This window comes from Aquipseudomonas alcaligenes NBRC 14159 (assembly GCF_000467105.1).
Taxonomy (GTDB): Bacteria; Pseudomonadota; Gammaproteobacteria; order Pseudomonadales; family Pseudomonadaceae; genus Aquipseudomonas; species Aquipseudomonas alcaligenes.
In genome coordinates, this window is sequence record NZ_BATI01000003.1 from 114,931 (window position 1) to 138,563 (window position 23,633).

A 23,633-nucleotide genomic window follows, 5' to 3' on the forward strand; every position below is an offset into this window, starting at 1 on the left:
CGAGCGCTCTCAGATGTCCCTCGCCCGCCGCCGCAGCCTCACCCTCGCCCTGGTCATCACCGCCGCGTGCGTCACCGCCGTGGTGCGCTACATGCACTGGGACGACCGCACCCTGCTGTGGCTGAAGGAACAGAACCTGCCGCTGGCCGACCGCGCCGCCAGCATCTGGTTGCCGGGCTACCGCGCCAGCGTCGAGGGCAAACCGCTGGCCGGCCTGGAGGACGACGAAGCCTCGGACCTGGCCTACAACCCGCTCACTGGCACCCTGTTCACCGTTACCGGCAAGTTGCCGATGCTGGTCGAGCTGAGCCGCAGCGGCGAAGTGCTGCGGCGCATCGCCCTCAAGGGCTTCTCCAACCCCGAGGGCGTGGCCGTGCTGGAAAACGGCATGATCGCGCTGACCGACGAGCGCAAGCGCAACCTGTCGATCTTCGAGCTGGACTCGCAGACCCGCGAGCTCGACCTGGCCGACGCCAAGCCCTTCGACCTGGGCTTCCCGGACGCCGGCAACAAGGGTTTCGAGGGCATCGCCTGGGATCCGGCGCAGCAGCGTCTGCTGCTGGGCAAGGAGCGCGCGCCTACCGCCATGTTCAGCCTGGGCAGCGACGGCCAGCGCCTGCTCGACCAGGAGTTGCGCCCGCTGCCGAGCTACGGCCTGGGCATGCGCAACCTGTCGGCGCTCAGCGTCGACCCGCGAACCGGTCATATCCTCGCCCTCTCCGCCCAGTCGCGGCTGCTGCTGGAGCTGGACGAAAAGGGCGAGCCGGTCGGCTTCATCAGCCTGCTCGGCGGCCAGAGCGGCCTGGAAAGCCGCATCCCGCGCGCCGAAGGCGTGGCCATGGACGAGGAAGGCACCATCTATATGGTCAGCGAGCCGAACCTGTTCTACGTGTTCCGCAAGGATGAGCCCTTCACCGCACCGCAAGGCTGAGAACCTACTTATGCTTTGCTGCGCGTCGGCCAGGCTGTGTTGAAAGCCGGTTCGGAATGCTCATTTACCATTCGTAAACTCCGCTTCCTCACCGGCTTTCGCCTTGCCTGGCTCTAGCTCGCAAGAGCCTAAGCAGGTTCTAGGCGTTTAACGGGTAACGCTATCGAAGCCCTGCAGTACGTTGATCGCGTTGATACCGATCTCCTCCACCGCATAGCCACCTTCCATCACGAACAGGGTCTGCAGGCCCAGCGCGCCGATGACTTCGCCCATGCGCAGGTAGTCCGGGCTGTCCAGCTTGAACTGCGAGATCGGGTCTTCCTTGAAGGTGTCCACCCCCAGCGACACGATCAGCGCATCCGGCGCATAGGCGGCGATCTGCCGACAGGCGGCGGCCAGCGCCAGGCTCCAGGCCGACCAGTCGCTGCCGGCGGCCAGCGGGTAGTTGAAGTTGAAGCCGCGACCGACACCCTCGCCCTTCTCGTCGGCATAGCCGAGGAAGAACGGGTACTCGAAGCGCGGGTCGCCGTGAATCGAGGTGAACAGCACGTCGGCGCGGTCGTAGAAGATGTCCTGGGTGCCGTTGCCGTGGTGGTAGTCCACGTCGAGGATGGCCACGCGGCTGGCGCCCTGGTCGAGCATTGCCTGGGCGGCGATGGCGGCGTTGTTGAAGTAGCAGTAGCCGCCCATGTAGTCGGCCGCAGCATGGTGGCCCGGCGGCCGGCACAGCGAGAACACCCCGCGCGCGCCCTTGGCCAGCTCGGCCTGGCCGGTCAGCGCGACGTTCACCGAGCTGCTCACCGCCTGCCAGGTGCCGGCAGTGATGGGCACGCCGGCGTCGAAGCTGTAGTAGCCGAACTTGCCGTCGATGCAGTCCGGAATGGTCTGGCGCAGGCGACGGTTGGGCCAGGTGAACGGCAACATGTCGTAGTCGCGACCCATGGCCTGCCACTCGGTCCAGGCATCCTTGAGGAAATGCACGAAGCCCTCATCGTGCACCCGCAGGATCGGCGCCAGGCCGAACTCGCGCGGCGCCGCCACCTCACCCAGCTTCACCTTCTGCGCCCTTGCCAGGACCATGTCGGCGCGGCTGGGCTTCTCGAAGCAGGGCGTGAGCTGGCCGTCGATCAGCTCGTACTTGCCGTGGTGCAGGTGATGGTCGTCGCTGTAGATCGTCAGCATGAGAGGCTCCCCGGACTCGGGTCGGTCCGTGAAAGTTGCGAGTGGAATCCCCTCTCCCGTAAAACGGGAGAGGGGAGCCATGGGCTTACTTCTTGAGTTTCGTCCAGACCTTGGTGCGCAGCGCCAGGGCCTTGGGCGAGCAGAGCTTGAACGAGCGCAGGCGCTCGAGCTTGTCCTGCGGGGTGTTGATCGCCGGGTCCTCGAACAACGCCTTGTCCATGAACTGCTCGGCGCCGGCGATGGCGTTGTTGTACTTGGCAAAGTTGGAGGCGGCGGCGATGTTTTCCGGCTGCATCATCCAGTTGATGAACACGTGGGCTTCCTCGACGTTGCTCGCGCCTTTGGGAATCACGAAGTTGTCGATGAAGGTGGACACGCCCTCCTTCGGATACACATAGACCAGCGAGGCGCGCTGCTCCTTGGCGCGGTGGAAGGCGCCGTTCCACTGCTGGTGCATGGCCACCTCGCCGGCGGCCATGCGCTCGATGGTGCCGTCGCTGTTGTGCATGGCCAGCATGTCTTTCTGCTGGCTCAGCAGGTCCATGATCTTCTTCACGTCCTGCGGGTCCTCGGTGCAGCGGTCGATGCCGAGGTAGAAGGCCGCCGGCGGGAACAGGTCGTCCATCGAGTTGAGCGCCACCACCTTGCCCTTCAGCTCGGCGGGCGGGGCGAAGAACGGCCCCCAGCTCTCGTCGAGCTTGCCGCCCGGCACCTGGGCGCTGTCGTAGCTGTAGCCGGTGGTGCCCCACAGGTAGGGCACGCTGTAGTCGTGCGCCGGGTCGAAGTCGAGCTTCTGGAAGGTCGGCGCCAGGTTCTTCAGGTTCGGCAGCTTGCTCTTGTCGAACTTCTGCAGCAGGTCCTCCTGCACCATGATCTGGATGAAGCTGTCCGAGGGCACCACCACGTCGTAGTTGCCGCCACCGGCCTTGAGCTTGGCCAGCAGGGTCTCGTTGGAGTCGTAGGCATCCAGGGTGGCCTTGATGCCGGTGTCCTTCTCGAATTTCTGCAGCAGCTCCGGCGGGTAGTAATCCGACCAGTTGGCGAAGTTCAGCGTGCCGGCCGCCTGAACGGCGCCGGACAGGCCGAGGGCGAGAACAACGGAGAGCGCGAGCGGGGTACGACGGGTCATGGTCTGGCTCCTAGCGTTTGCGTTGGCCGAGGTAGTACGACAGGGTGACGAACAGAATCGAAAGAACGAGCATGATCGAGGAAATCGCGTTGATCTTCGGCGATATGCCCATACGGATGGAGCTGAAGATGTAGATCGGCAGGGTGGTCGAGCCGGCCCCGGCGACAAAGTAGGTGATGACGAAGTCGTCCATCGAAATGATGAAGGCCAGCATCGCCCCGGAGAGGATGCCCGGCAGCAGCAGCGGGAAGCTGATCCGCCAGAACACCCGCCAAGGCGAGGCATACAGGTCGGCAGCGGCCTCCAGCAGGCGCGGGTCCATGCCCTGCAGGCGCGCGCGGATCGGCAGGTAGGCGAACGGCGTGCAGAACACCACGTGCGCGATCAGGATGGTCAGCAGCGATAGCTTCAGGCCGATGAAGGCGAAGAACATCAGGATGGCCACGGCGCAGACGATGTCCGGCACCAGCAGCGGCAGGCCGAGCACGCCCTGCAATGCGCCCTGGCCACGGAAGCGCCGGCCGTGCATGCCGAGCGCCGCCAGGGTCGCCAGGGCGGTGGAAATCAGCGTCGCGCACACCGCGATGATCAGCGAGTTCTTCGCCGCGCGAAGGATCTCCGGGTCATTGGCCACCACCCCGTACCACTTGAAGCTGAAGCCCTGCCACAGGGTCGCCGACTGCCCGGCGTTGAAGCTCAGCGCCACCAGCACGATGATCGGGATATAGAGAAAGGCGAAGAACGCCCAGGCCACCGGGCGCACGCCGGTGAAACGCCACAGCGGGCCCTGCAGGTTCATCCGCGCACCTCCTGGCCACGCTGGCGCAGGCCATTGAACAGAAGGGCCAGCAGCACCAGGCTGAACAGCGAGAAAGCCAGCGCCGCGCCCAGCGGCCAGTTGTGCCCGGAGCCGAACTGCAGCTGGATCAGGTTGCCGATCATCAGCGCCTTACCGCCGCCCAGCAGCTCGGGGATGATGTAGTTGCCCAGCGCCGGGATGAACACCAGCGTGGCACCGGCCAGCATGCCCGGCAGCGCCAGCGGCAGGATCACTCTTTTCAGCGCCTGCCAGCGGTTGGCGCCGAGATCGAAGGCGGCCTCGACCAGGCGCCAGTCGAGCTTCTCCAGGCTGGTGTAGATCGGCAGCACCATGAACGGCAGAAAACTGTAGAGCAGGCCGATCATCACCGCCGTGTTGCTGTAGAGCAGGCCGAGGCTACCCTCGGGCACACCGAACACGCCCAGGCCGCTGTCCACCAGGCCGCCATTGCGCAGCAGCAGCATCCAGGCGTAGACCCGCACCAGCAGGTTGGTCCAGAACGGCACGGTGACCAGAAACAGCAGCAGGTTGCGCTTGCGCTCGCTCTGCAGCGCCAGGTACAGCGCAGTGGGAAAGCCGATCAGCAGGCAGCCGACGGTGGTCGTCACGGCCAGCCAGAAGGAGCGCTGGAAGATACCCAGGTAGTCGGTGTTGAACACCAGGCTGTCGTCGAAGTCGCGCTCGTAGAGGAAATTGACGTAAGCCTCGAGCGAGTACTGCCCCCACTTCACCCCGCCGTACTCGCCGGGCTGCAGGAAGGACACCAGCAGCATGATCGCCAGCGGCGCGACCAGGAACACCGCCAGCACCGCCATGCCCGGCGCAATCAGGCCCAGGCGGCGCAGCAGCTGGCGACGCTCGGCCAGTTGCCGAGGCGTGCTCATTCGCCCAGCACCCGAATGGCGGCGGCCGGCACGTCCAGGCGCACCTGCGCACCGCGCGGCAACGGCTGGCCGCTGCCAGCGCGATTCTGCTGGCGCACGCGGAAGCCCGACTGGCCGGCGACCTTGAGCAGGTAGAGGGTGTCGGTGCCGATGTACACCACCTCCTCCACCTCGCCGGCGAGGTTGCCGGCGTCAGTCAGGCTGACGCGCTCGGGCCGAATGGCCAGGGTGATGCGCCCGCTCTCCGGCATGCCGGCCAGGCTCAGCACCTGGCCATCGGCCAATCGTGCGCCACCGGCAAAGGGATCGGCCTCGAGGAAATTGGTCTCGCCGATAAAGTCGGCCACGGTGCGGTTCAGCGGGCGCTCGTAGATCTCGTTCGGCGTGCCGACCTGGAGGATGCGTCCCTTGCTCATCACCGCGATGCGGTCGCTCATGGTCAGCGCTTCTTCCTGGTCGTGGGTGACGAAGATGAAGGTGATGCCGGTTTCGGCCTGCAGGCGCTTGAGCTCGATCTGCATATCCTTGCGCAGCTTCATGTCCAGCGCCGACAGCGACTCGTCGAGCAGCAGCACCCGTGGCCGGCTGGCCAGCGCGCGGGCCAGAGCGATGCGCTGCTGCTGGCCGCCGGACAGCTGGTCGGCGCGGCGGTTGCCGACGTCCGGCAGCTTCACCAGCGCCAGCATCTTTTCCACCGTGGCGGCGATCTCGGTTTTCGGCTTGCCCTGCATCTCCAGACCAAAGCCGATGTTCTGCGCCACCGTCATGTGCGGGAACAGCGCATAGCTCTGGAACACAGTGTTGACCGGGCGGCGGAACGGCGGCAGGTCCTGCATCGGCTCGCCATAGAGGCGGATCACCCCGGCGCTGGGCTGCTCGAAACCGGCGATCAGCCGCAGCAGCGTGGTCTTGCCGCAGCCGGAGGGGCCCAGCAGGGTGAAGAATTCGTTGTCGCGGATCTCCAGGGAGACAGTGTCCAGCGCCAGGTGGCCGCTGCCGGCCGTCCCGTATTCCATGCTCAGGCTTTCGATCGAGATCGCGCTGCTCATCCGCAATTAGCTCCTAACCAATTGTTTTTATTGGCGATTAAGAGGCAGTAGAAGCCAAGGGCTCTGGCATCGATTCTAGGCAGCGCGGTGCTGGCGGCAGAACGATAGATGCGGTCAAAAGGGGATAGATGTGGCCAAGTTGACTCATCGCATGGATTGGCTCCCCGTCGTGAGGCTCAAGACCAGAGCACCAAACCGATGGCTGCACCTATCCAAATCTCCCGGTTTCGCCCTCCTGGGCGAAAACGACAGTAACGAAACGCTCGGAAATGGGCTTAGGAAAAACTCATCCCGGCGACGTCAGATGCCGCGCAATCCCCTTCTTCAAAGGCAGTAATCCCTGAGCCACCCGCAGCCCGGCCCCGCGTAGCAGCTTCAGCGGCAGACGATCATCGGTGTAAACATCCACCAGCAGATTGGTGGCCTGGTACAGCGGCCACGTGGCCAGGCGGTGCTGCCGCGCATAGCGAGCCAGCACCGCCGGCGCGGCGATATCCTCGCGCCGGGCCTTGGCTGCCAGTACGGCCGCACTGAGCCGCTGCACGCTGCCCAGGCCGAAGTTGAAGCCGTGGGCGGTGACCGGATGCATGCCGACGGCGGCATCGCCGATCAGCGCACAGCGCGGGCCGACCAGCTTCTCGGCGTAGGCGCCGACCAACGGGTAGGCATGGCGCTCGCTGGCGAGGCGCATGGCGCCCAGGCGGCGGTCGAAGCGACGCTCCATCTCGCGGGCGAAGGCATCTTCGTCCAGCGCGCGCAGGCGTTCGATCTCGCGCGGCGGCAGGGTCAGCACCACCGACGACTGCTCACCGTTGAGCGGCAGCAGCGCCAGGGTCTGGCCATAGCCGAACCACTCCCAGGCGGTCTGCCGATGGGGCTTCTCGTGGTCCATGCGGCACACCAGCATGGTCTTGCCAAAATCCTTGAGCCGCGCGCCGATGCCCAGCTGGCGACGGGTCTCGGAGAAACGGCTGTCGGCGGCGACCAGCAGGCGCGTGCGTAACAGTTCACCGCCGGCGAGCTCCAGCTCGACCTCGCGCTCACGGTGGCGGATGGCAGTCACTGCCACTTCGCAGCGCAACTGCACATCGACACAGGCCTGCACCGCCTCGTAGGCAGCGCGGCGGATGGCGCGATTGGCTACCAGATGACCGAGGCGTTCAGCGCCGGCCTGCTCGGCGCGAATCTGCAAGGCGAACAACGACGGACCATTGAGCACCTGGGCATCGCGCAACACGGCGACTTCCTCGGCCGGCAGGCGCTGCCACAGGCCGAGCTGCTCCAGCAGTGCCTGCGAGGCATGGGTCAGGGCGATCTCGCGACCATCGAAGGCGGGATCGGCCAACGCTGTCTCGGCCTGGCGCTCCAGCAGGACGATCGACAGCCCCTGCCCGGACAGGGCGCGGGCCAGGCACAGGCCGGCCGGGCCGGCACCGATGATGGCGACATCGTGGATCATGGCAGAGCGCTCCGCGCAAAAAGGACTGCGCACGAGTCTAGGGGCGGCTCCGCCGCCGACCCTTGTCCGAGGTCAATTAGCGGCGCAGTTCGCTCGGCGCCAGGCCGCTCCAGCGCTGGAAGGCATGGCGGAAACTGGCGGTCTCGCTGTAGCCGAGCTGCTCGGCGATCAGGTAGATCGGCAGATCGGTATTGAGCAGCAGCTGGCGCGCCTTGTCGTAGCGCACCTCGTCGAGCAGGTGCTGGAAGCTGGTATTGAGCTGCTGCAGGTGGCGGCGCAGGGTGCGCTCGGAACGGTGCAGGCGGGTGGCGACACGCTCCAGGCTGGAGCACTCGGCCAGGTCCACCGACAGCTGCTGGCGGATCAGGTCGCGCAGGTCATGGCGATTGTGCAGCTGCGCCTCCAGCTGCATGCACTGCTGCAGGCCATGCTGGTAACTGACCGGGTCGGCCAGCGGCAACGGGCGCTCCAGAAGGATCGGGTTGAAGCACAGGGCATTGCATTCGGCGTTGAACTCCACCGGGCAGCCGAGCTTCTCGCTGTAGCTGGCGGCATGCGCCGGTGCCGGATAGGCCAGCAGCAGGCGCCGCGGGCGCACGGACTCGCCGAGCAGGTCCTGCACCACGGTCAGCAGCGACGCCAGGCACAGCTCGGTATTGAACAGACTCAGCGCCGGGTCGTAGCGATAGCCGCTGGCGCTCAGCCGCACTTCGTCGACCACCGTCTGCAGCTCGAGACGGAAGTAGGTGCCGAGCAGGGCCGGATGGGCGATGGCCAGGCGCAGGGCCTCGCCCAGGTTGCGGCTGGCCAGCAGGGTGTAGCCGAGCATGCCGTAGGCCGACACGTGCATGCGTTTGCCCAGCAGCAGACCAAGGGCCGGATCGGCACTGGCCGCCAGGGCGTTGGCCAGCACGCGCAGCTCCTGGGCGTGGCTGATCAGGCGCGTCGGGCTCTCCAGCTCCGCAGCGGCAATGCCGCTGCCGACCAGCACGGCATCGGCCGCCACGCCCATGCGCTGAAGACTCTGCACGGCCAGGGCGACCGTGTGCAGGGTGGTCAATACTCGCTCTTCCGGTAACACTGACATGACTGCCGTTTCCACTGCGGTGGTGTTCGGTAACTCGGCCGGCGGCCCCGCTCAGCTTTCTTAAGCTTGAATTCAGCTGCAGCTGTTTTGATGCAGCCACCCAAATTCGGAACCTCGTCCATGCGCCGCCTGACCCATGCTCGCGTCCTGTTGCCCACCCTGGCACTGCTCATCCTCGTGGCCCTGTTGCTGGTTGCCCAGCAGTGGCGCCTGCTCGAACGCGGCTGGTTCATGGTGCAAGAATGGCGCCATGCCGCCGAATGGCGCGACAAGTCGATCTGGCTGCCGGAGTACCGCGCCACGCTGCAGGCGCTGCCGATCGAGGGGCTGAGCGACGATGTGTCGGCGCTGACCTACGATCCGGATCGCCGCAGCCTGTTTACCGTGACCAACAAGAACCCGGAGATCATCGAGCTGTCGCTCGACGGCAAGATCGTGCGCCGCGTGCCCCTGGTCGGCTTCGGCGACCCGGAGGCGATCGAATACATCAGCCCCGGCCTCTACGTGATCACCGACGAGCGCCAGCAGCGCCTGTTTCGCGTGCACCTGAGCGATGACACCCAGTTCGTCGATGCTGCCGAATCCGAGCAGCTGTCCCTGGGGATCGGCCTGAACGGCAACAAGGGTTTCGAGGGTCTGGCCTACGATGCCACCAACCATCGCCTGTTCGCCGCCAAGGAGCGCGACCCGGTGAGCATCTACGAGATCCACGGCTTCCCACACACCAACCCGGACAAGCCCTTCGCCGTGCATGTGGTGGAAGATCCCAAGCGTGATGCCCGCCTGTTCGTGCGCGACCTGTCGAGCCTGCAGTACGACGAAGGCAGCGGCCACCTGCTGGCGCTGTCGGACGAGTCACGCCTGGTGATCGAGCTCAACTCCGACGGCCGGCCGATCAGCACCCTGTCACTGCTGCGCGGCCAGCATGGCCTGGACAAGAGCGTGCCGCAGGCCGAGGGCGTGGCGATGGACAACCAGGGCCGCCTGTACCTGGTCAGCGAACCGAATCTGTTCTACCTGTTCGAGAAGCAGGCGGTGCAGTAGGCCAGGCGCCCTGCGCGAAGGCCGCGGGCTAGGCGTCGTCCTGCACGCTCGCGCCCGGCGCGCTGCTCTTCACCGAGTCGCAACCCGCCTTGGCGCCGGCCTCGCTGGCATACAGCTGGCTGGTGCCGATCACCTGGCCATTGCTGGCCTTGAGCACGAAGTGGTACTTGCCGCCGGAGGCCGCCTTGACCTCGAAAGCGCCCTCACGCTGGGCGTTCTTGCGCACCGACTCGATCCCGTCGAGAGCCGACTGCTTGGCCTTGTACTGCTCGCTGGAGAGGATGATCTCGCCATTGCCGGCGTGCAGGTTGAAGTGAAACTGCTCGTTGCTGGCTTTCTTCAGGTGGAACTTGCTGGCCATGGTCGGACTCCTGTCGTGTGGGCAGTCCGCTAAGCCTAGCCGTTGCGGGGCATTCGGCGAGCCATGCCGCGCAGCCACAAAAAACCCGGCCGCGGCCGGGTTTTCTGCAGGCGCCCGCACTCAGGCCTTGAGCGTCTTCACGCCTTCGGCGGTGCCGAGCAGCAGCAGGTCGGCCGGGCGGGCGGCGAACAGGCCGTTGGTGACCACGCCGACGATGGCGTTGATGTCGGCCTCCAGCTTCACCGGGTCGACAATGCTCATGTTGTGCACGTCGAGAATGATGTTGCCGTTATCAGTCACCACGCCCTCGCGGTACACCGGATCGCCGCCCAGCTTGACCAGCTGGCGCGCGACATGGCTGCGCGCCATGGGAATCACCTCTACCGGCAGCGGAAACGCTCCGAGCACCGGCACCAGCTTGCTGCCGTCGGCGATGCAGATGAAGGTCTTGGCCACCGCCGCGACGATCTTCTCGCGGGTCAGTGCCGCGCCGCCGCCCTTGATCAGGTTGAGGTGTTCGTCACTCTCGTCGGCGCCATCGACATAGAACTCCAGGCCATCCACGGCGTTCAGGTCATAGACCGGGATGCCATGCCCCTTGAGGCGCGCGGCGGTGGCCTCGGAGCTGGCCACGGCGCCGTCGAAGGCCATCTTGTGCTGGGCCAGGGCGTCGATGAAGCAGTTGGCGGTGGAGCCGGTACCGACGCCGATCACGCTCTTGCTGTCGAGGAAGGGAAGGATATGGTCGACGGCGGCCTGGGCCACGGCCTGCTTGAGCTGATCCTGGGTCATCGCGGGTTCTGCGCCTGGGAGGGAACGGGAGGCGCGAATTATAGCCGCATGCCGGGCAAAAACCCCGCACTCTCTGTGGTCGCACGGCGAAGCGCTGGGGTAGACTCCGAAGTCCCCGCAAAGCCCGCCAGTGAAGCCGTGATGCTCGAACAGTACGTCAAGAAGATCCTCACCTCGCGCGTCTACGACGTCGCGGTGGAAACCCCGCTGCAACCTGCCCGCCAGCTCACCGAGCGCCTGGGCAACCAGATTCTGCTCAAGCGCGAGGATCTGCAGCCGGTGTACTCGTTCAAGATTCGCGGTGCCTACAACAAGCTGGCCCAGCTGACACCCGAAGAGCTGGAACGCGGCGTGGTCACCGCCTCCGCCGGCAACCACGCCCAGGGCCTGGCCCTGGCCGCCAAGCACCTGGGCGTGAAGGCAACCATCGTCATGCCGCGCACCACCCCGGAGCTGAAGGTACAGGGCGTGCGCTCGCGCGGGGGCAAGGTGGTGCTGCACGGCGACGCCTTCCCCGAGGCCCTGGCCCATTCGCTCAAGCTGGTGGAGGAAAAGGGCTACACCTACATCCACCCCTACGACGACCCCCTGGTGATCGCCGGGCAGGGCACCGCGGCCATGGAAATCCTGCGCCAGCAGCCGGGCCAGCTGGACGCCATCTTCGTGCCGGTCGGCGGCGGCGGTCTGATCGCCGGCATCGCCGCCTACGTCAAGTATCTGCGCCCGGAGATCAAGGTCATCGGCGTCGAGCCGGACGACTCCAACTGCCTGCAGGCCGCCATGGCCGCTGGCGAGCGCGTGGTGCTGCCGCAGGTGGGGCTGTTCGCCGATGGCGTGGCGGTGGCGCAGATCGGCCAGCACACCTTCGACATCTGCAAGCACTATGTGGATGAGGTGATCACCGTCAGCACCGACGAGATCTGCGCGGCGATCAAGGACATCTACGACGACACCCGCTCGATCACCGAGCCGGCCGGCGCGCTGTCGGTCGCCGGGATCAAGAAGTACGTCGAGCGCGAAGGCCTGCAGGGCAAGGTGCTGGTGGGTATCGACTCGGGCGCCAACATCAACTTCGACCGCCTGCGCCACGTGGCCGAGCGCGCCGAACTGGGCGAGAAGCGCGAGGCGATCATCGCCGTGACCATCCCCGAGCGGCCAGGCAGCTTCAAGGCCTTCTGCGAGGCGATCGGCAAGCGCCAGATCACCGAGTTCAACTACCGCTACCACTCCGACCGCGAGGCGCACATCTTCGTCGGCGTGCAGACCCACCCGGAAAACGACCCGCGCCAGGCGCTGGTCGATGGCCTGCGCGAGCAGGGCTTCCCGGTGCTCGACCTGACCGACAACGAGCTGGCCAAGCTGCATATCCGCCACACCGTGGGCGGCCACTCGGCGGCGGTGGCCGACGAGGTGGTGTTCCGCTTCGAGTTCCCCGAGCGGCCCGGCGCGCTGTTCAACTTCCTCAACCGCCTGGGCGGACGCTGGAACATCACCATGTTCCACTACCGCAACCACGGCGCCGCCGACGGCCGTGTGCTGGCCGCCCTGCAGGTGCCGGCGGACGAGCGCAACCAGATTCCGGCGGCCTTCGACGCCATCGGCTATCCCTACTGGGACGAGACCGACAATCCGGCCTACAAGCTTTTCCTCGGTTAAGGAACGCTGATGGAACACTACCAACTGCTGAAATACGCCCACCTGATCCCCGCCGTGCTGCTGCTCGCCGGGGTTATCGCCCATGCCTTCATGCTGTGGAAAGCGCATCGCGCAGGCGATGCCGCCGTGATCACGCGCAAACTGCGCGTCACCCGCCTGTACAGCCTGCCGGCGCTCGGCGTGCTGGCGCTGTCGCTGCCGGTCAGTGGCTGGTGGCTGGTACACACGGTCGGCCTGCCGCTGGGCGCCAGCTGGCTGCTCTACAGCGCCAAGCTGTTCGGCGTGCTGATGCTGTTCGGCCTGCTGCTGCATAACCGCCTCGGCGCCTGGCAGCAGGCCGTCGCCGCGGGCGACGTGCCGGTCAAGCTGCTGCGCTTGGTGGTTGCCTATGCGGCCCTGGTGCTGGTCCTGCTGCTGGCCATCTTCGCCCTGATGGGGGCCAAGCCGGCCTGATGTTCCGCCCCTTGCGCGAGCGGCAGCGATGAGTCTCTACCTGCTGCTCAAGACCCTGCACATCCTCTCCGCCACCCTGCTGTTCGGTACCGGGCTGGGCTCGGCTTACTACGCCCTGCGCGCCTGGCGCAGTGGCCAGCTGCAGGTGATCGCCACCACCTTCCGCCACCTGGTCACCGCCGACTGGCTGTTCATCGCCACCACCGCGGTGTTCCAGCCATTCTCCGGCCTGGCCCTGGCCAAGCTGGCCGGCTGGCCTCTGAGCCAGGCGTGGCTGCTGTGGAGCGCCGGGCTGTTCGTCTTCGCCGGGCTGTGCTGGCTGCCGGTGCTGTGGCTGCAGATCCGCGTGCGCGATATGGCCTGCGAGGCGCTGGCCACTGGCGGCGAACTGCCCGAGCGGGCCAACCGCTATATGCGCATCTGGTTCGTGCTGGGCTGGCCGGCGTTCATCGCCTTCATCGTCATCTTCTGGCTGATGGTGGCCAAGCCGCTCTGACCCCTCGGCTATGCTGCTCTCTATGAGTGGCGGGGCCGATGAACAGACTCTGCTGCAGCGCACTGACCCTGAGCCTGAGCAGCGCCGCCCTGGCGGGCGAAGCGCCGGTGCAGATCTGCCTGGGTGAAGGCAACGAGTGGCCGCCCTACACCTACTGGGAACGGCAGGACGGCAAGATCGACCAGAGCCGCCTGACCGGCGCCGCCACGACCATGGTGCTGGATGCCCTGCAACAGCTCGGTCTGCAGCATCGCATTCAATACTTGCCTTGGGCACGGGTGCAGCAGGAACTGGCCGAGTTCGCCAGCAACAACCGCTGCGAGCTGACCTGGGATGCCAGCTACAAACCCGAACGGGCGGCCTACGCACACTACAGCGTGCCGCTCTACCAGACGCACCTGGGCCTGTTCTATTCCGCCCGCCGCTTCAACCAGCCGCCGAGCACGCCCGCCGCGCTGCCGGCCAAGCGCTTCTGCGGGGTCATCGGCTACAACTACGCGCCTTACGGCGTGGTCCAGGAACCGCAGCGCTTCCCCAGCATCCAGCAGGTGCTGGACATGCTGGAACGCCAGCGCTGCGAGTTCTTCCCCAGCGAGATCGAACCGCTGACCAGCGGCATCGCCCTGGGCATCTACCAGGGCCATGCGGAATTGCGCAGCCTGCGCCTGGACATCCGCAAGAACTTCTAACTGCTGGTCAGCAAGGGTTCGCCGCGGGGTGAGCAACTGGTCAACCAGCTCAACCAGATCTTCATCGCCAGCCAGGAAAGCGGCCAGCACGCCGAGCTACTGCAGCGCTTCATGCCCACGCCCTGATGGCGCGGCCGATCAGCCGCGCAGGCTGAGCACCGGCCAGCCGCGCTCGCCGGCGATGGCGCGCAGGGTGTCATCCGGATCGACCGCCACCGGATTGGCCACGGCTTCCAGCAGCGGCAGGTCGTTGCGCGAGTCGCTGTAGAAGTAGGCGCCGTCCAGACTCAGGCCCGTTTCGGCCAGCCACTCGTTCAGGCGCACGACCTTGCCCGCCTGGTAGCAGGGTATGCCCGCCACGTGGCCGGTGTAGCGGCCGTTATCCATGCCGCATTCGGTGGCCAGCAGGGTCTCGACGCCCAGGCGCGCGGCAATCGGCGCGGTGATGAAGCGGTTGGTGGCGGTGATGATCACCAGCTTGTCGCCGGCCTCGCGATGCTTGCGCAGCAGCGCCTCGCCCTTGGCCAGGATGATCGGTTCGATGACCTCGGCCATGAACTCGGCCTGCCAGCGCGCCAGCTCGGCAGCCTCGGTACGCGCCAGGATGGCCTGGGTGAAGCTCTGGTAGGCCACCACGTCGAGCTTGCCGGCGCAGTAGTCGGCGTAGAAGGCATCGTTGCGTGCACGGTATTCGACGGCATCGACGCGGCCGGTCTCGCAGAGGAATTCGCCCCAGCTGTGGTCGCTGTCGCCGGCCAGCAGGGTGTTGTCGAGATCGAAGAGGGCAAGGCGCACGTCTGGATACCTGGTTCATAGTGTCACGAAGGGGCGCCAGAATAGCCGCTTTCGACGCCTCTGCCCATTGCTGCGGGCCGCGCGTTTGCTGCGCCCGCGGCCTTTGTGGAACAATGCCGGAACATGCGTTTTCGAGGTGCTGCTCCGTGATCGATTCCGATGGTTTCCGCCCCAATGTCGGCATCATCCTGACCAATGATGTCGGCCAGGTCATGTGGGCACGACGGATCAACCAGGACGCCTGGCAGTTTCCCCAGGGCGGCATCAACCCCAATGAGTCGGCCGAACAGGCGCTGTACCGCGAACTGAACGAGGAAGTGGGGCTGGAAGAGCAGGATGTGAAGATTCTCGCCTGCACCCGTGGCTGGTTGCGTTATCGTCTGCCGCAGCGCCTGGTGCGCACCCACAGCCAGCCGCTGTGCATCGGGCAGAAGCAGAAATGGTTCCTCCTGCGCCTGACCGGCGACGAGAGCCGGGTGCGCATGGACCTGACCGGCAAGCCGGAGTTCGACGGCTGGCGCTGGGTCAGTTACTGGTACCCGCTGAACCAGGTAGTCACATTCAAGCGCGAGGTCTACCGTCGCGCCCTGAAGGAATTAGCCCCGCGCCTGCTGGCGCGCGACTGACGGAGTTCAAGTGCGAGCCATGCTCAACACCCTGCGCAAGATCGTTCAGGAAGTAAACGCCGCCAAGGACCTCAAGGCGGCGCTGACGATCATCGTGCAACGGGTGAAGGAAGCGATGGGCAGCCACGTCTGCTCGGTCTATCTGCTCGACCCGGACAGCAACCGCTTCGTGCTGATGGCCACCGACGGCCTCAACAAGCGCTCGATCGGCAAGGTCAGCATGGCGCCCAACGAAGGCCTGGTCGGCCTGGTGGGCACCCGCGAGGAGCCGCTCAACCTCGAGCACGCCTCCGAACACCCGCGCTACATGTACTTTCCCGAGACCGGCGAGGAACGCTACGCCTCCTTCCTCGGCGCGCCGATCATCCACCACCGCCGGGTGATGGGCGTACTGGTGGTGCAGCAGAAGGACCGCCGCCAGTTCGACGAGGGCGAGGAAGCCTTCCTGGTCACCATGAGCGCCCAGCTCGCCGGGGTAATCGCCCACGCCGAGGCCACCGGTTCGATCCGTGGCCTGGGCAAGCAGGGCAAGGGTATCCAGGAGGCCCGTTTCGTCGGCGTGCCCGGCTCTCCCGGCGCCGCCGTGGGTACCGCCGTGGTGGTACTGCCGCCGGCCGACCTCAACGTGGTGCCGGACAAGGCCATCGACGATATCCAGGCCGAGCTGGCGCTGTTCGGCAAGGCCCTGGAATGGGTCCGCGAGGACATGCAGGAGCTGTCCGCCAAGCTCGCCAGCCAGTTACGCAAGGAAGAGCTCGCGTTGTTCGAGGTCTACCTGATGATGCTCGACGACAACGCCCTGGGTAACGAGGTGCGCAAGGTCATCAAGACCGGCCAGTGGGCCCAGGGCGCCTTGCGCCAGGTGGTCACCGAGCACGTCTCGCGCTTCGAGCTGATGGACGACGCCTACCTGCGCGAGCGTGCCAGCGATGTGCGCGACCTCGGCCGGCGCCTGCTCGCCTACCTGCAGGAAGAACGCAAGCAGAGCCTGGTCTACCCGGACAACAGCATCCTGGTCAGCGAGGAGCTGTCGCCCGCCATGCTCGGCCAGGTGCCGGAGGGCAAGCTGGTTGGCCTGGTCTCGGTACAGGGCTCGGGCAACTCGCACGTGGCCATTCTCGCCCGCGCCATGGGCATTCCCACGGTCATGGGCGTAGTCGACCTGCCCTACTCCAAGGTCGACGGCATCCAGCTGATCGTCGACGGCTACCACGGCGAAGTCTTCACCAACCCCAGCGAGCTGCTGCGCAAGCAGTACGCCGAAGTGGTCGAGGAAGAACGCCAGCTGGCCCAGGGCCTCGATGCCCTGCGCGAACTACCGTGCGAGACGCTGGACGGCCAGCGCATGCCGCTGTGGGTCAACACCGGCCTGCTGGCCGATGTGAAACGCGCCCAGGAGCGCGGCGCCGAGGGCGTCGGCCTGTACCGCACGGAAGTGCCGTTCATGAACGGCGAACGCTTCCCCAGTGAAAAGGAACAGCTGGCCAACTACCGCGAGCAGCTGGCTGCCTTCCACCCGCTGCCGGTGACCATGCGCACCCTCGACATCGGCGGCGACAAGGCCCTGTCCTACTTCCCGATCAAGGAAGACAACCCGTTCCTCGGCTGGCGCGGCATCCGCATCACCCTCGACCACCCGGAAATCTTCCTGGTCCAGGTGCGCGCCATGCTCAAGGCCAGCGAAGGCCTGAACAACCTGCGCATCCTGCTGCCGATGATTTCCGGCATCCAGGAGATGGAAGAGGCGCTGCACCTGATCCACCGCGCCTGGGGCGAGGTGCGCGACGAAGGCGTGGACATTCCCATGCCGTCGGTGGGCGTGATGATCGAGATTCCCGCCGCCGTCTACCAGATCCGCGAGCTGGCCCGCCAGGTCGACTTCATCTCGGTCGGCTCGAATGACCTGACGCAATATCTATTGGCGGTGGACCGCAACAACCCGCGGGTCGCCGACCTCTACGACTTCCTCCACCCGGCCGTGCTGCATGCCCTCAAGCTGGTGGTCGAAGGCGCGCATGCCGAAGGCAAGCCGGTAAGCATCTGCGGCGAAATGGCCGGCGACCCGGCCGCCGCCGTACTGCTGCTGGCCATGGGCTTCGACAGCCTGTCGATGAACGCCACCAACTTGCCCAAGGTGAAGTGGCTGCTGCGCCAGATCAGCGCCAGCCGCGCCAGGGAGCTGCTCGGCCAGCTGATGACCATCGACAACCCGCAGGTCATCCACAGCACCCTGCACCTGGCCCTGCGCAACCTCGGCCTGGGCCGTGTGATCAACCCGGCGGCGACCATCCAGAGCTGATCCGCCGCGCCACGAACAAGGAAAGTTCATGCGCGCCCTGCTGCTTCTCCTGATCCTCCTGGGCCTGCCGGCGCTGGCCGCCGAGACGGTCAACGACGTCACCGGCCTCAACCCGATCCGGGTCGAGCGCGTTCTCGCCCCCACCGAACTGCAGCAGATAGTCGCCGCCGTGAAGAACCACCCCGGCCCGATCAGCATCGGCGGCGGGCGTTTCAGCATGGGCGGGCAGACCGCCACCGAGGGCGCCCTGCAGCTCGACATGCGCGACTTCGACCAGGTGCTGGCATTTTCCGCCGAGCGCCGCGAGATCCGCGTGCAGACCGGCATCACCTGGCGCGAGATTCTCGAGTACGTCGATCGCTACGACCTGTCGCCGCAGATCATGCAGTCCTATGCCAACTTCACGGTCGGCGGCTCGCTGTCGGTCAACGTGCATGGCCGCTACGTCGGCGAAGGCGCGCTGATCGGCTCGGTACGCAGCATCCGCCTGGTGCTGGCGGACGGCAGCCTGGTGGACGCCAGCCCGCAGCACAACAGCGAGCTGTTCCATGGTGCCATCGGCGGCTACGGCGGGCTCGGCGTGATAGTCGAGGCCACCCTGGGCCTGGCGGAGAACAGCCGCATCGCCCGCGAGTCGCAGGTGATGCCGCTGAGCCAGTACCGCGCCTGGTTCGACCGCGAGGTGCGCGGGCACAGCGACCTGGTGCTGCACAACGGCATCCTCTACCCGGACCGCTTCGACAAGGTGCGCGCCGTGTCCTACCGGCGCACCGATGCACCGCTAACCGAGACAGCCAGGCTGACGCCCGCCGACCGCAGCTACCACCTGCAAAAGGCCGGCATTCGCCTGACCAGCGCCTCGCGTACCGGGCGCATGCTGCGCGAGGCGGCGCTGGACCCGTTGCTGTTTCGCGGCACGCAGGTGCAGTGGCGCAACCACGAGGCCAGCCTCGATGTGCGCGAACTGGAGCCCATCGCGGGGCCGGATTTCAGCTTCGTGCTGCAGGAGTACTTCGTGCCGCCGGCGCAGCTGGAGCGCTTCGTCGGCGAACTGGCGCGGCTGACCGGCCAGCACCAGGCCAACCTGATCAACGTCTCCATCCGCCATGCCAAGGCCGACCCCGGCAGCCTGCTGGCCTGGGCCCCGCAGGAAGTCTTCGCCCTGGTGCTCTACTACCGCCAGGGCAGCTCAGTGGCGGAGCGCAAGCGCGCCGCGGCCTGGACCCGCGACCTGATCGACGCCGCACTGGCCTGCGGCGGGCGCTACTACCTGCCCTACCAGATCCACGCCAGCCGCGAGCAGTTCCTCGCCGCCTACCCGCGCGCGCCGGAGTTCTTCGCCCTCAAGCAGCGCGTGGACCCCACCTACAAGTTCCGCAACCGGCTGTGGGATACCTACTACCGGCCCTCCTCCAGCAACAACCTGGCCCGATAGGCATCCGGGGCAATGCCGTACCAGCGCTTGAATGCCCGGTAGAACGGCGACAGCTCGGCGAAGCCACAGGCACGGGCCACCTCGCGGATCGCCAGGCCACCCTGCAGCAGCTCATGGGCACGAGCCTGCTGGATCGCCTCGCGCACCTGGGTGAAATGGCTGCTCTGGGCGGCCAGGCCGCGCTGCAGCGCCGCCGCCGTCATGCCCAGCTCGTCGGCGCAGGCCCGCAGCGAACAGTCCGCCTGGCCCAGACGCACGCCGAGCAGGTAGCTCAGACGATTGAGCAGGTCGTTCTCCACCAGCTCGGCCAGCTGCGCCTGCGCATGCTGCCAGAGCAGCCGATGCAGGCCGGGATTGGCGTTACGCGACGGGCGCCTGAGCAATGCGGCGGGAAACCACAGAGCGTCGTGGGCGGCGGCGAAGTTCGGCAGCAGGCCGAACAAGCGGCGGTGCTCGCCGACCCGCGCCGGCCGGGCATGGCGGAAGTCGAGGCCAGTGATACGAAACTCGTCGTCGGTGACCAGGCGCAGCAGCTTGATGAACAGCAGCGCCAGGCACTCCATCTGCTGGCGCAGGGGGCCGAAGCCGCGATAGTTGAGATCCAGCACCAGGCAGGCACGCTCGCCCTCGACGCGTAGCTGGGCGACGAAGCCGCCGGCGAGGATGTGCTGGAAGCGCAGGAAGCTGTCCAGCGCCTGCTGCAGGTCGCAGCTGGCCAGCAGCAGGTAGCCGACCACATCGAGCAGGCGCGGCTTCATCACCTCGCCCAGGTGCAGGCCGATGTCGGGGTCGCCACACAGGGCGTCGGCGGCCTGCCAGAACAGGGGCGCCTCGTCATGGCTGAGACGGCCCTCGGTCGGTGGCGGCACCAGGCGGCGGTGCTGGTTGGCGCGTCGGTAGATACTCGCCGGATCATGGCCAAGCTCGGTCAGGGCCTCGTACAGCAGGCGCCGCAGGGTGGCGGAGTGGGTCAGCGGCGCGGTTCCGGCCAATGAGGACATGGGGCGCTCCTTGTTTGACCAGAGAATTCCAGCGAACGCATCTACGGTCAATGCCGCCGACCGCAGTGCTGCGCAGAATGGCCGCACAACAACAAGGAGGCGTCATGAAACGCAGTCTGACCATCCTCGCCGTGGTGGTTGCCACGACAGCCGCCGGCAGTGCCTGGTACATCGACAACAAACTGCCGGTGCGCGACGGCGCGCTACCCCTGGCCGGCCTGCAGGCGCCAGTGCAGGTGCGCTACGACGAGCGCGGCGTGCCGCATATCCAGGCCCAGAACGAGGCCGACCTGTACCGCGCGCTGGGCTTCGTCCACGCCCAGGACCGCCTGTTCCAGATGGAGCTGCTGCGCCGCCTGGCGCGTGGCGAGCTGGCCGAGGTGCTGGGGCCCAAGCTGGTCGATACCGACCGCCTGTTCCGCAGTCTGGGCATCCGCCAGCATGCCGACCGTTACGTACAGAACCTCGACCGCAACAGCCCCTCGGTGAAGGCGCTGCAGGCCTACCTGGACGGCATCAACCAGTTCCAGGCCAGCCGCCCGCTGCCGGTGGAGTTCGATCTGCTGGGCATCGAGAAACGCCCCTTCAGCCTCGAGGACACGGTGTCCGTGGCCGGCTACATGGCCTACAGCTTCGCCGCCGCCTTCCGCACCGAGCCGGTGCTGACCCAGGTACGCGACCAGCTCGGCGCGGACTACCTGAAGGTATTCGATCTCGACTGGCACCCTGGCGGCGCCGTTGCTCAGCGCCTTGGCCGCGACGACTGGCGAGCCCTCGACAGCCTGGCCCGCCTCAGCCTGCAGGCGCTGGAAGACGCCGGCCTGCCGCAATTCGAGGGCAGCAATGCCTGGGCGGTGGCCGGCAGCCGTACTGCCAGCGGCAAGCCGCTGCTGGCCGGCGATCCGCACATTCGTTTCGCCGCGCCGGCGGTGTGGTACGAGGCGCACCTGAGCTACCCCGGCTTCGAGCTGTACGGTCACCACCAGGCGCTCAACCCCTACGCCTCGCTCGGCCACAACCAGCAGTTCGCCTGGAGCCTGACCATGTTCCAGAACGACGATCTCGACCTGATCGCCGAGCAGGTCAATCCGGACAATCCCAACCAGGTGTCGATCAACGGTCAGTGGGTCGACCTGCAGAGCCGCGAGGAGACGATCAGGGTCAAGGGCGGCGAGGACGTCAGCATCACCCTGCGCCGCTCGCCGCACGGCCCGATCGTCAACGACGCCCTGGCCAATCCCGGCCAGACGCCCATCGCCATGTGGTGGGCCTTCCTCGAAACCGAGAACCCGATCCTCGACGCCTTCTACCAGCTCAACCGCGCCGACAGTCTGGCCAAGGCCCGCGCCGCCGTCGCGCAGATCCACGCTCCCGGCCTCAACGTGATCTATGCCAACGCCAGCGGCGACATCGGCTGGTGGGCCGCCGGCAAGCTGCCGCAGCGCCCGGCCGGGGTGAACCCGAGCTTCATCCTCGATGGCAGCAACGGCGAGGCGGACAAGCCCGGTTTCCTGCCGTTCGCCGCCAACCCGCAGGAGGAGAACCCGGCGCGCGGCTACATCGTCTCCGCCAACTACCAGCCCGACTCGCCGACCGGCGCGGCCATCCCCGGTTACTACAACCTGGCCGACCGTGGCGTGCGCCTGAACCAGCGCCTGGCCCAGGCGGACGTGAAGTGGGATACCCACAACAGCCAGGCGCTGCAGCTGGACGACGGCACCGGCTACGGCCCGCGCCTGCTGGCGCCGATCCTCGCCGACCTGCGCGCGGCGGCAGCCAGTGACGAGGAACGCGGCCTGGTCGAGCAGCTGGCGGCCTGGGACGGCGGCCATCCGCTGGAGTCCACCGCCGCCACCCTGTTTAACCAGCTCACCTACGAGCTGGCCAGGCAGGCCATGCATGACGAGCTGGGCGATGCCTTCTTCGACAGCCTGCTGCAGACCCGCGTGCTCGACACCGCCCTGCCCCGCCTGAGCGCCGATGCTGCCTCGCCCTGGTGGGACAGGCGCGGCAGCGAAGCCGTGGAGAGCCGCGCCGATACGGTCAAGGCCGCCTGGCAGGCCAGCCTCGCCCATCTGCGCCAGCGCTTCGGTACGGACAGCCGCCAGTGGGCCTGGGGCAAGGGCCATACGCTGACCCATGAACACCCGCTGGGCGCGCAGCAGCCGCTGCACCTGCTGTTCAACGTCGGCCCCTTCGCCGTGCCCGGCGGCCACGAAGTGCCGAACAACCTGTCGCATCGGGTCGGCCCGGCGCCCTGGTCAGTGGTCTACGGCCCCTCGACCCGGCGCCTGGTCGACCTGGCCGCCGCCGACCAGGCGCTGGGCATCAACCCGACAGGGCAAAGCGGTGTGCCGTTCGACGGACATTACGCGGACCAGGCCGAGGCTTATGTAGCCGGGCAGTACCTGCCGATGTATTTCGCCGAAGCGGATGTGCAGGCCCACACCCGCGGCACACTGGAACTGCACCCCGTCGACTGAGCGCCGCTGACGAAAAAGGCCGCCCGATGGCGGCCTTTTTCTTGGCGCAGCAACCGCCCCAGGCGGCCCGGGCCATTTCCCTTAGCGGTTACTGACGCATTGATACAGCTGGGCACGCGCGGCCAAGCCATCGGTCCAGTCGATATCTGCCACCGCATGCCCACCCATCTCGACGACGAAATGCTCAACGTCCAGCATGGTGTTCAGCGCCGCGTCGATGTTCGGCACGGTCAGGCCGAGCGCACCGGCGGGAATATTCGGTACCGAGAAATTCAACGCATTCACCGACTGCGGCTGATACTTCGACTGTTTGAGTGTCACGGCAACGGTTTGCGTCTCCGCAGGCCGGGGAATATCCGCACTCCAGAAGATCAGCATTCCGCCCTGATAGGCCTTGCCAGGGCCGACAATACTGACTGCGCCACCCGCCTTGCTCCACATGGCCACGCAATTGTCTCCGGGCGCCGAATCCTTCCTGCCCTGAAAGATTTTCCATTCACCCTGCTGGTAGCGCTGGTACTCCGGGTCCGCCTCCAGCTTCTGCAGTTTGGCTTCGGCTTCCTGCATCTGTTTCTGGAGTTCGGCGTTTCTGGCCGCCTGCTCGTTGATGGCAATGCTCATGGCGTCGTAACTGGGCGGTGCAGGGTCGGCAAAAATATTGCAGCCGTCACAGCGGTAGCCGGCATAGCCACCGCCGGAGCTGTCAGACCCGCCACCGGTGGCCACGCACAGCGGAACCGCGGCAACGCCATGGGTGCCACCGCCAACACCGATCTGCTGTTCTCCAGGCCCGGGGCCACCCGGGCACGGATAGTTCGCCAATGCCGGTTGCGCGATCAAGCCAAGCGCGGCCAGTAGAAGAAATCTCACCATGTTGTTCTGCTTCCATTCATTTTCAGGGGCTGCTGTGCAACAAGCTTATTGAATTGAAGCCCGGGCAACATGAATAACCCCGGCAGAAG

22 protein-coding genes are annotated in these 23,633 nt (G+C 66.6%); 10 read left to right on the top strand and 12 right to left on the bottom strand.

Translation table 11 applies throughout. From position 1 onward, the window contains the following. The first annotated feature begins 13 nt into the window (after positions 1-13). On the top strand, positions 14-931 hold the full coding sequence (locus tag PA6_RS01385) for an SdiA-regulated domain-containing protein (protein WP_021699068.1): 918 nt from the start codon (positions 14-16) through the stop codon (positions 929-931). Positions 932-1,078: 147 nt separating this feature from the next. Here PA6_RS01385 and PA6_RS01390 read toward each other — a convergent pair whose 3' ends face one another. From PA6_RS01390 to PA6_RS01420, 7 genes are all read right to left on the bottom strand, one after another. Further along, positions 1,079-2,113 (bottom strand): histone deacetylase family protein, encoded by a 1,035-nt coding sequence (locus tag PA6_RS01390; protein WP_021699069.1) that lies wholly within the window; start codon positions 2,111-2,113, stop codon positions 1,079-1,081. Between the two features lie 85 nt (positions 2,114-2,198). Next, the gene (locus PA6_RS01395; protein WP_021699070.1) at positions 2,199-3,242 is read right to left on the bottom strand and encodes an ABC transporter substrate-binding protein; all 1,044 of its coding nucleotides are present in this window, start codon (positions 3,240-3,242) and stop codon (positions 2,199-2,201) included. A gap of 10 nt (positions 3,243-3,252) precedes the next feature. After that, positions 3,253-4,041, bottom strand: a complete 789-nt coding sequence (locus PA6_RS01400; protein WP_021699071.1) for an ABC transporter permease — start codon at positions 4,039-4,041, stop codon at positions 3,253-3,255. Next, complete coding sequence (locus PA6_RS01405) at positions 4,038-4,946, bottom strand: ABC transporter permease (RefSeq protein WP_021699072.1); 909 nt, start codon at positions 4,944-4,946, stop codon at positions 4,038-4,040. The genes PA6_RS01400 and PA6_RS01405 overlap by 4 nt, the downstream gene beginning before the upstream one ends. After that, a complete protein-coding gene (locus PA6_RS01410) occupies positions 4,943-5,995 on the bottom strand; it encodes an ABC transporter ATP-binding protein (RefSeq protein WP_021699073.1) in 1,053 nt (350 codons plus the stop codon). The genes PA6_RS01405 and PA6_RS01410 overlap by 4 nt, the downstream gene beginning before the upstream one ends. A 286-nt stretch (positions 5,996-6,281) precedes the next feature. Continuing rightward, positions 6,282-7,454 (bottom strand): 5-demethoxyubiquinol-8 5-hydroxylase UbiM, encoded by a 1,173-nt coding sequence (gene ubiM, locus PA6_RS01415; RefSeq protein WP_021699074.1) that lies wholly within the window; start codon positions 7,452-7,454, stop codon positions 6,282-6,284. A 76-nt stretch (positions 7,455-7,530) separates the two neighbouring features. Next, complete coding sequence (locus PA6_RS01420; protein ID WP_043216125.1) at positions 7,531-8,541, bottom strand: AraC family transcriptional regulator; 1,011 nt, start codon at positions 8,539-8,541, stop codon at positions 7,531-7,533. Between the two features lie 120 nt (positions 8,542-8,661). On the opposite strand from PA6_RS01420, the gene PA6_RS01425 reads away from it, so the two are divergent. Continuing rightward, complete coding sequence (locus PA6_RS01425; protein WP_021699076.1) at positions 8,662-9,585, top strand: SdiA-regulated domain-containing protein; 924 nt, start codon at positions 8,662-8,664, stop codon at positions 9,583-9,585. A 28-nt stretch (positions 9,586-9,613) separates the two neighbouring features. On the opposite strand, the gene PA6_RS01430 is transcribed toward PA6_RS01425, so the two are convergent. Then, positions 9,614-9,946 carry a YegP family protein gene (locus PA6_RS01430; RefSeq protein ID WP_021699077.1) on the bottom strand — a complete coding sequence of 111 codons (333 nt, stop codon included), beginning with the start codon at positions 9,944-9,946 and terminating at the stop codon, positions 9,614-9,616. A gap of 120 nt (positions 9,947-10,066) precedes the next feature. Then, positions 10,067-10,738, bottom strand: a complete 672-nt coding sequence (gene rpiA / locus PA6_RS01435; RefSeq protein ID WP_021699078.1) for a ribose-5-phosphate isomerase RpiA — start codon at positions 10,736-10,738, stop codon at positions 10,067-10,069. A gap of 141 nt (positions 10,739-10,879) precedes the next feature. Between rpiA and ilvA the strand changes: the two genes are divergently transcribed. From ilvA to PA6_RS01455, 4 genes are read left to right on the top strand one after another with little or no spacing between them, the layout of a single operon-like run. Continuing rightward, positions 10,880-12,394, top strand: a complete 1,515-nt coding sequence (ilvA, locus tag PA6_RS01440) for a threonine ammonia-lyase, biosynthetic (protein WP_021699079.1) — start codon at positions 10,880-10,882, stop codon at positions 12,392-12,394. A gap of 9 nt (positions 12,395-12,403) precedes the next feature. Further along, on the top strand, positions 12,404-12,847 hold the full coding sequence (locus PA6_RS01445) for a DUF2269 family protein (protein ID WP_021699080.1): 444 nt from the start codon (positions 12,404-12,406) through the stop codon (positions 12,845-12,847). Positions 12,848-12,875: 28 nt separating this feature from the next. Beyond that, on the top strand, positions 12,876-13,343 hold the full coding sequence (locus tag PA6_RS01450) for a DUF2269 family protein (RefSeq protein WP_021699081.1): 468 nt from the start codon (positions 12,876-12,878) through the stop codon (positions 13,341-13,343). 38 nt (positions 13,344-13,381) lie between these two features. Beyond that, positions 13,382-14,032, top strand: coding sequence for a substrate-binding periplasmic protein (locus tag PA6_RS01455; RefSeq protein ID WP_021699082.1), 651 nt, complete (start codon positions 13,382-13,384; stop codon positions 14,030-14,032). A 138-nt stretch (positions 14,033-14,170) separates the two neighbouring features. On the opposite strand, the gene PA6_RS01460 is transcribed toward PA6_RS01455, so the two are convergent. Then, complete coding sequence (locus tag PA6_RS01460) at positions 14,171-14,827, bottom strand: histidinol-phosphatase (protein WP_021699083.1); 657 nt, start codon at positions 14,825-14,827, stop codon at positions 14,171-14,173. 146 nt (positions 14,828-14,973) lie between these two features. Between PA6_RS01460 and PA6_RS01465 the strand changes: the two genes are divergently transcribed. The 3 genes from PA6_RS01465 to PA6_RS01475 are packed head-to-tail and all read left to right on the top strand — an operon-like array spanning position 14,974 to position 19,187. Continuing rightward, on the top strand, positions 14,974-15,453 hold the full coding sequence (locus PA6_RS01465; RefSeq protein WP_021699084.1) for an RNA pyrophosphohydrolase: 480 nt from the start codon (positions 14,974-14,976) through the stop codon (positions 15,451-15,453). Between the two features lie 19 nt (positions 15,454-15,472). Beyond that, positions 15,473-17,752 carry a phosphoenolpyruvate--protein phosphotransferase gene (gene ptsP, locus PA6_RS01470; protein ID WP_043216127.1) on the top strand — a complete coding sequence of 760 codons (2,280 nt, stop codon included), beginning with the start codon at positions 15,473-15,475 and terminating at the stop codon, positions 17,750-17,752. Between the two features lie 28 nt (positions 17,753-17,780). Continuing rightward, positions 17,781-19,187 carry an FAD-binding oxidoreductase gene (locus tag PA6_RS01475; RefSeq protein ID WP_021699086.1) on the top strand — a complete coding sequence of 469 codons (1,407 nt, stop codon included), beginning with the start codon at positions 17,781-17,783 and terminating at the stop codon, positions 19,185-19,187. On the opposite strand, the gene PA6_RS01480 is transcribed toward PA6_RS01475, so the two are convergent. Beyond that, complete coding sequence (locus tag PA6_RS01480) at positions 19,151-20,188, bottom strand: AraC family transcriptional regulator (RefSeq protein ID WP_021699087.1); 1,038 nt, start codon at positions 20,186-20,188, stop codon at positions 19,151-19,153. The two genes, PA6_RS01475 and PA6_RS01480, sit on opposite strands and share 37 nt — an antisense overlap. 104 nt (positions 20,189-20,292) lie before the next feature. Here PA6_RS01480 and PA6_RS01485 point away from each other — a divergent pair, with 104 nt between their 5' ends. After that, positions 20,293-22,671: a penicillin acylase family protein gene (locus PA6_RS01485; protein ID WP_021699088.1), complete on the top strand. Its 2,379-nt coding sequence runs from the start codon at positions 20,293-20,295 to the stop codon at positions 22,669-22,671. Positions 22,672-22,752: 81 nt separating this feature from the next. Here the strand turns inward: PA6_RS01485 and PA6_RS22365 are convergent, their stop codons facing one another. Beyond that, complete coding sequence (locus tag PA6_RS22365; protein ID WP_021699089.1) at positions 22,753-23,544, bottom strand: hypothetical protein; 792 nt, start codon at positions 23,542-23,544, stop codon at positions 22,753-22,755. Positions 23,545-23,633: the final 89 nt, after the last annotated feature.

What these genes read in the sequence shown, in the direction of transcription:
- PA6_RS01420 (WP_043216125.1), bottom strand. Translation starts at nt 8,541, where the DNA reads ATGTCAGTGTTACCGGAAGAGCGAGTATTGACCACCCTGCACACGGTC.
- ptsP (WP_043216127.1), top strand. Translation starts at nt 15,473, where the DNA reads ATGCTCAACACCCTGCGCAAGATCGTTCAGGAAGTAAACGCCGCCAAG.
- PA6_RS01410 (WP_021699073.1), bottom strand. Translation starts at nt 5,995, where the DNA reads ATGAGCAGCGCGATCTCGATCGAAAGCCTGAGCATGGAATACGGGACG.
- PA6_RS01390 (WP_021699069.1), bottom strand. Translation starts at nt 2,113, where the DNA reads ATGCTGACGATCTACAGCGACGACCATCACCTGCACCACGGCAAGTAC.
- PA6_RS01455 (WP_021699082.1), top strand. Translation starts at nt 13,382, where the DNA reads ATGAACAGACTCTGCTGCAGCGCACTGACCCTGAGCCTGAGCAGCGCC.
- PA6_RS01430 (WP_021699077.1), bottom strand. Translation starts at nt 9,946, where the DNA reads ATGGCCAGCAAGTTCCACCTGAAGAAAGCCAGCAACGAGCAGTTTCAC.
- PA6_RS01445 (WP_021699080.1), top strand. Translation starts at nt 12,404, where the DNA reads ATGGAACACTACCAACTGCTGAAATACGCCCACCTGATCCCCGCCGTG.
- PA6_RS01400 (WP_021699071.1), bottom strand. Translation starts at nt 4,041, where the DNA reads ATGAACCTGCAGGGCCCGCTGTGGCGTTTCACCGGCGTGCGCCCGGTG.
- PA6_RS01425 (WP_021699076.1), top strand. Translation starts at nt 8,662, where the DNA reads ATGCGCCGCCTGACCCATGCTCGCGTCCTGTTGCCCACCCTGGCACTG.
- ilvA (WP_021699079.1), top strand. Translation starts at nt 10,880, where the DNA reads ATGCTCGAACAGTACGTCAAGAAGATCCTCACCTCGCGCGTCTACGAC.
- PA6_RS01405 (WP_021699072.1), bottom strand. Translation starts at nt 4,946, where the DNA reads ATGAGCACGCCTCGGCAACTGGCCGAGCGTCGCCAGCTGCTGCGCCGC.
- PA6_RS01385 (WP_021699068.1), top strand. Translation starts at nt 14, where the DNA reads ATGTCCCTCGCCCGCCGCCGCAGCCTCACCCTCGCCCTGGTCATCACC.
- PA6_RS01475 (WP_021699086.1), top strand. Translation starts at nt 17,781, where the DNA reads ATGCGCGCCCTGCTGCTTCTCCTGATCCTCCTGGGCCTGCCGGCGCTG.
- PA6_RS01395 (WP_021699070.1), bottom strand. Translation starts at nt 3,242, where the DNA reads ATGACCCGTCGTACCCCGCTCGCGCTCTCCGTTGTTCTCGCCCTCGGC.
- rpiA (WP_021699078.1), bottom strand. Translation starts at nt 10,738, where the DNA reads ATGACCCAGGATCAGCTCAAGCAGGCCGTGGCCCAGGCCGCCGTCGAC.
- PA6_RS01480 (WP_021699087.1), bottom strand. Translation starts at nt 20,188, where the DNA reads ATGTCCTCATTGGCCGGAACCGCGCCGCTGACCCACTCCGCCACCCTG.
- ubiM (WP_021699074.1), bottom strand. Translation starts at nt 7,454, where the DNA reads ATGATCCACGATGTCGCCATCATCGGTGCCGGCCCGGCCGGCCTGTGC.
- PA6_RS01485 (WP_021699088.1), top strand. Translation starts at nt 20,293, where the DNA reads ATGAAACGCAGTCTGACCATCCTCGCCGTGGTGGTTGCCACGACAGCC.
- PA6_RS22365 (WP_021699089.1), bottom strand. Translation starts at nt 23,544, where the DNA reads ATGGTGAGATTTCTTCTACTGGCCGCGCTTGGCTTGATCGCGCAACCG.
- PA6_RS01450 (WP_021699081.1), top strand. Translation starts at nt 12,876, where the DNA reads ATGAGTCTCTACCTGCTGCTCAAGACCCTGCACATCCTCTCCGCCACC.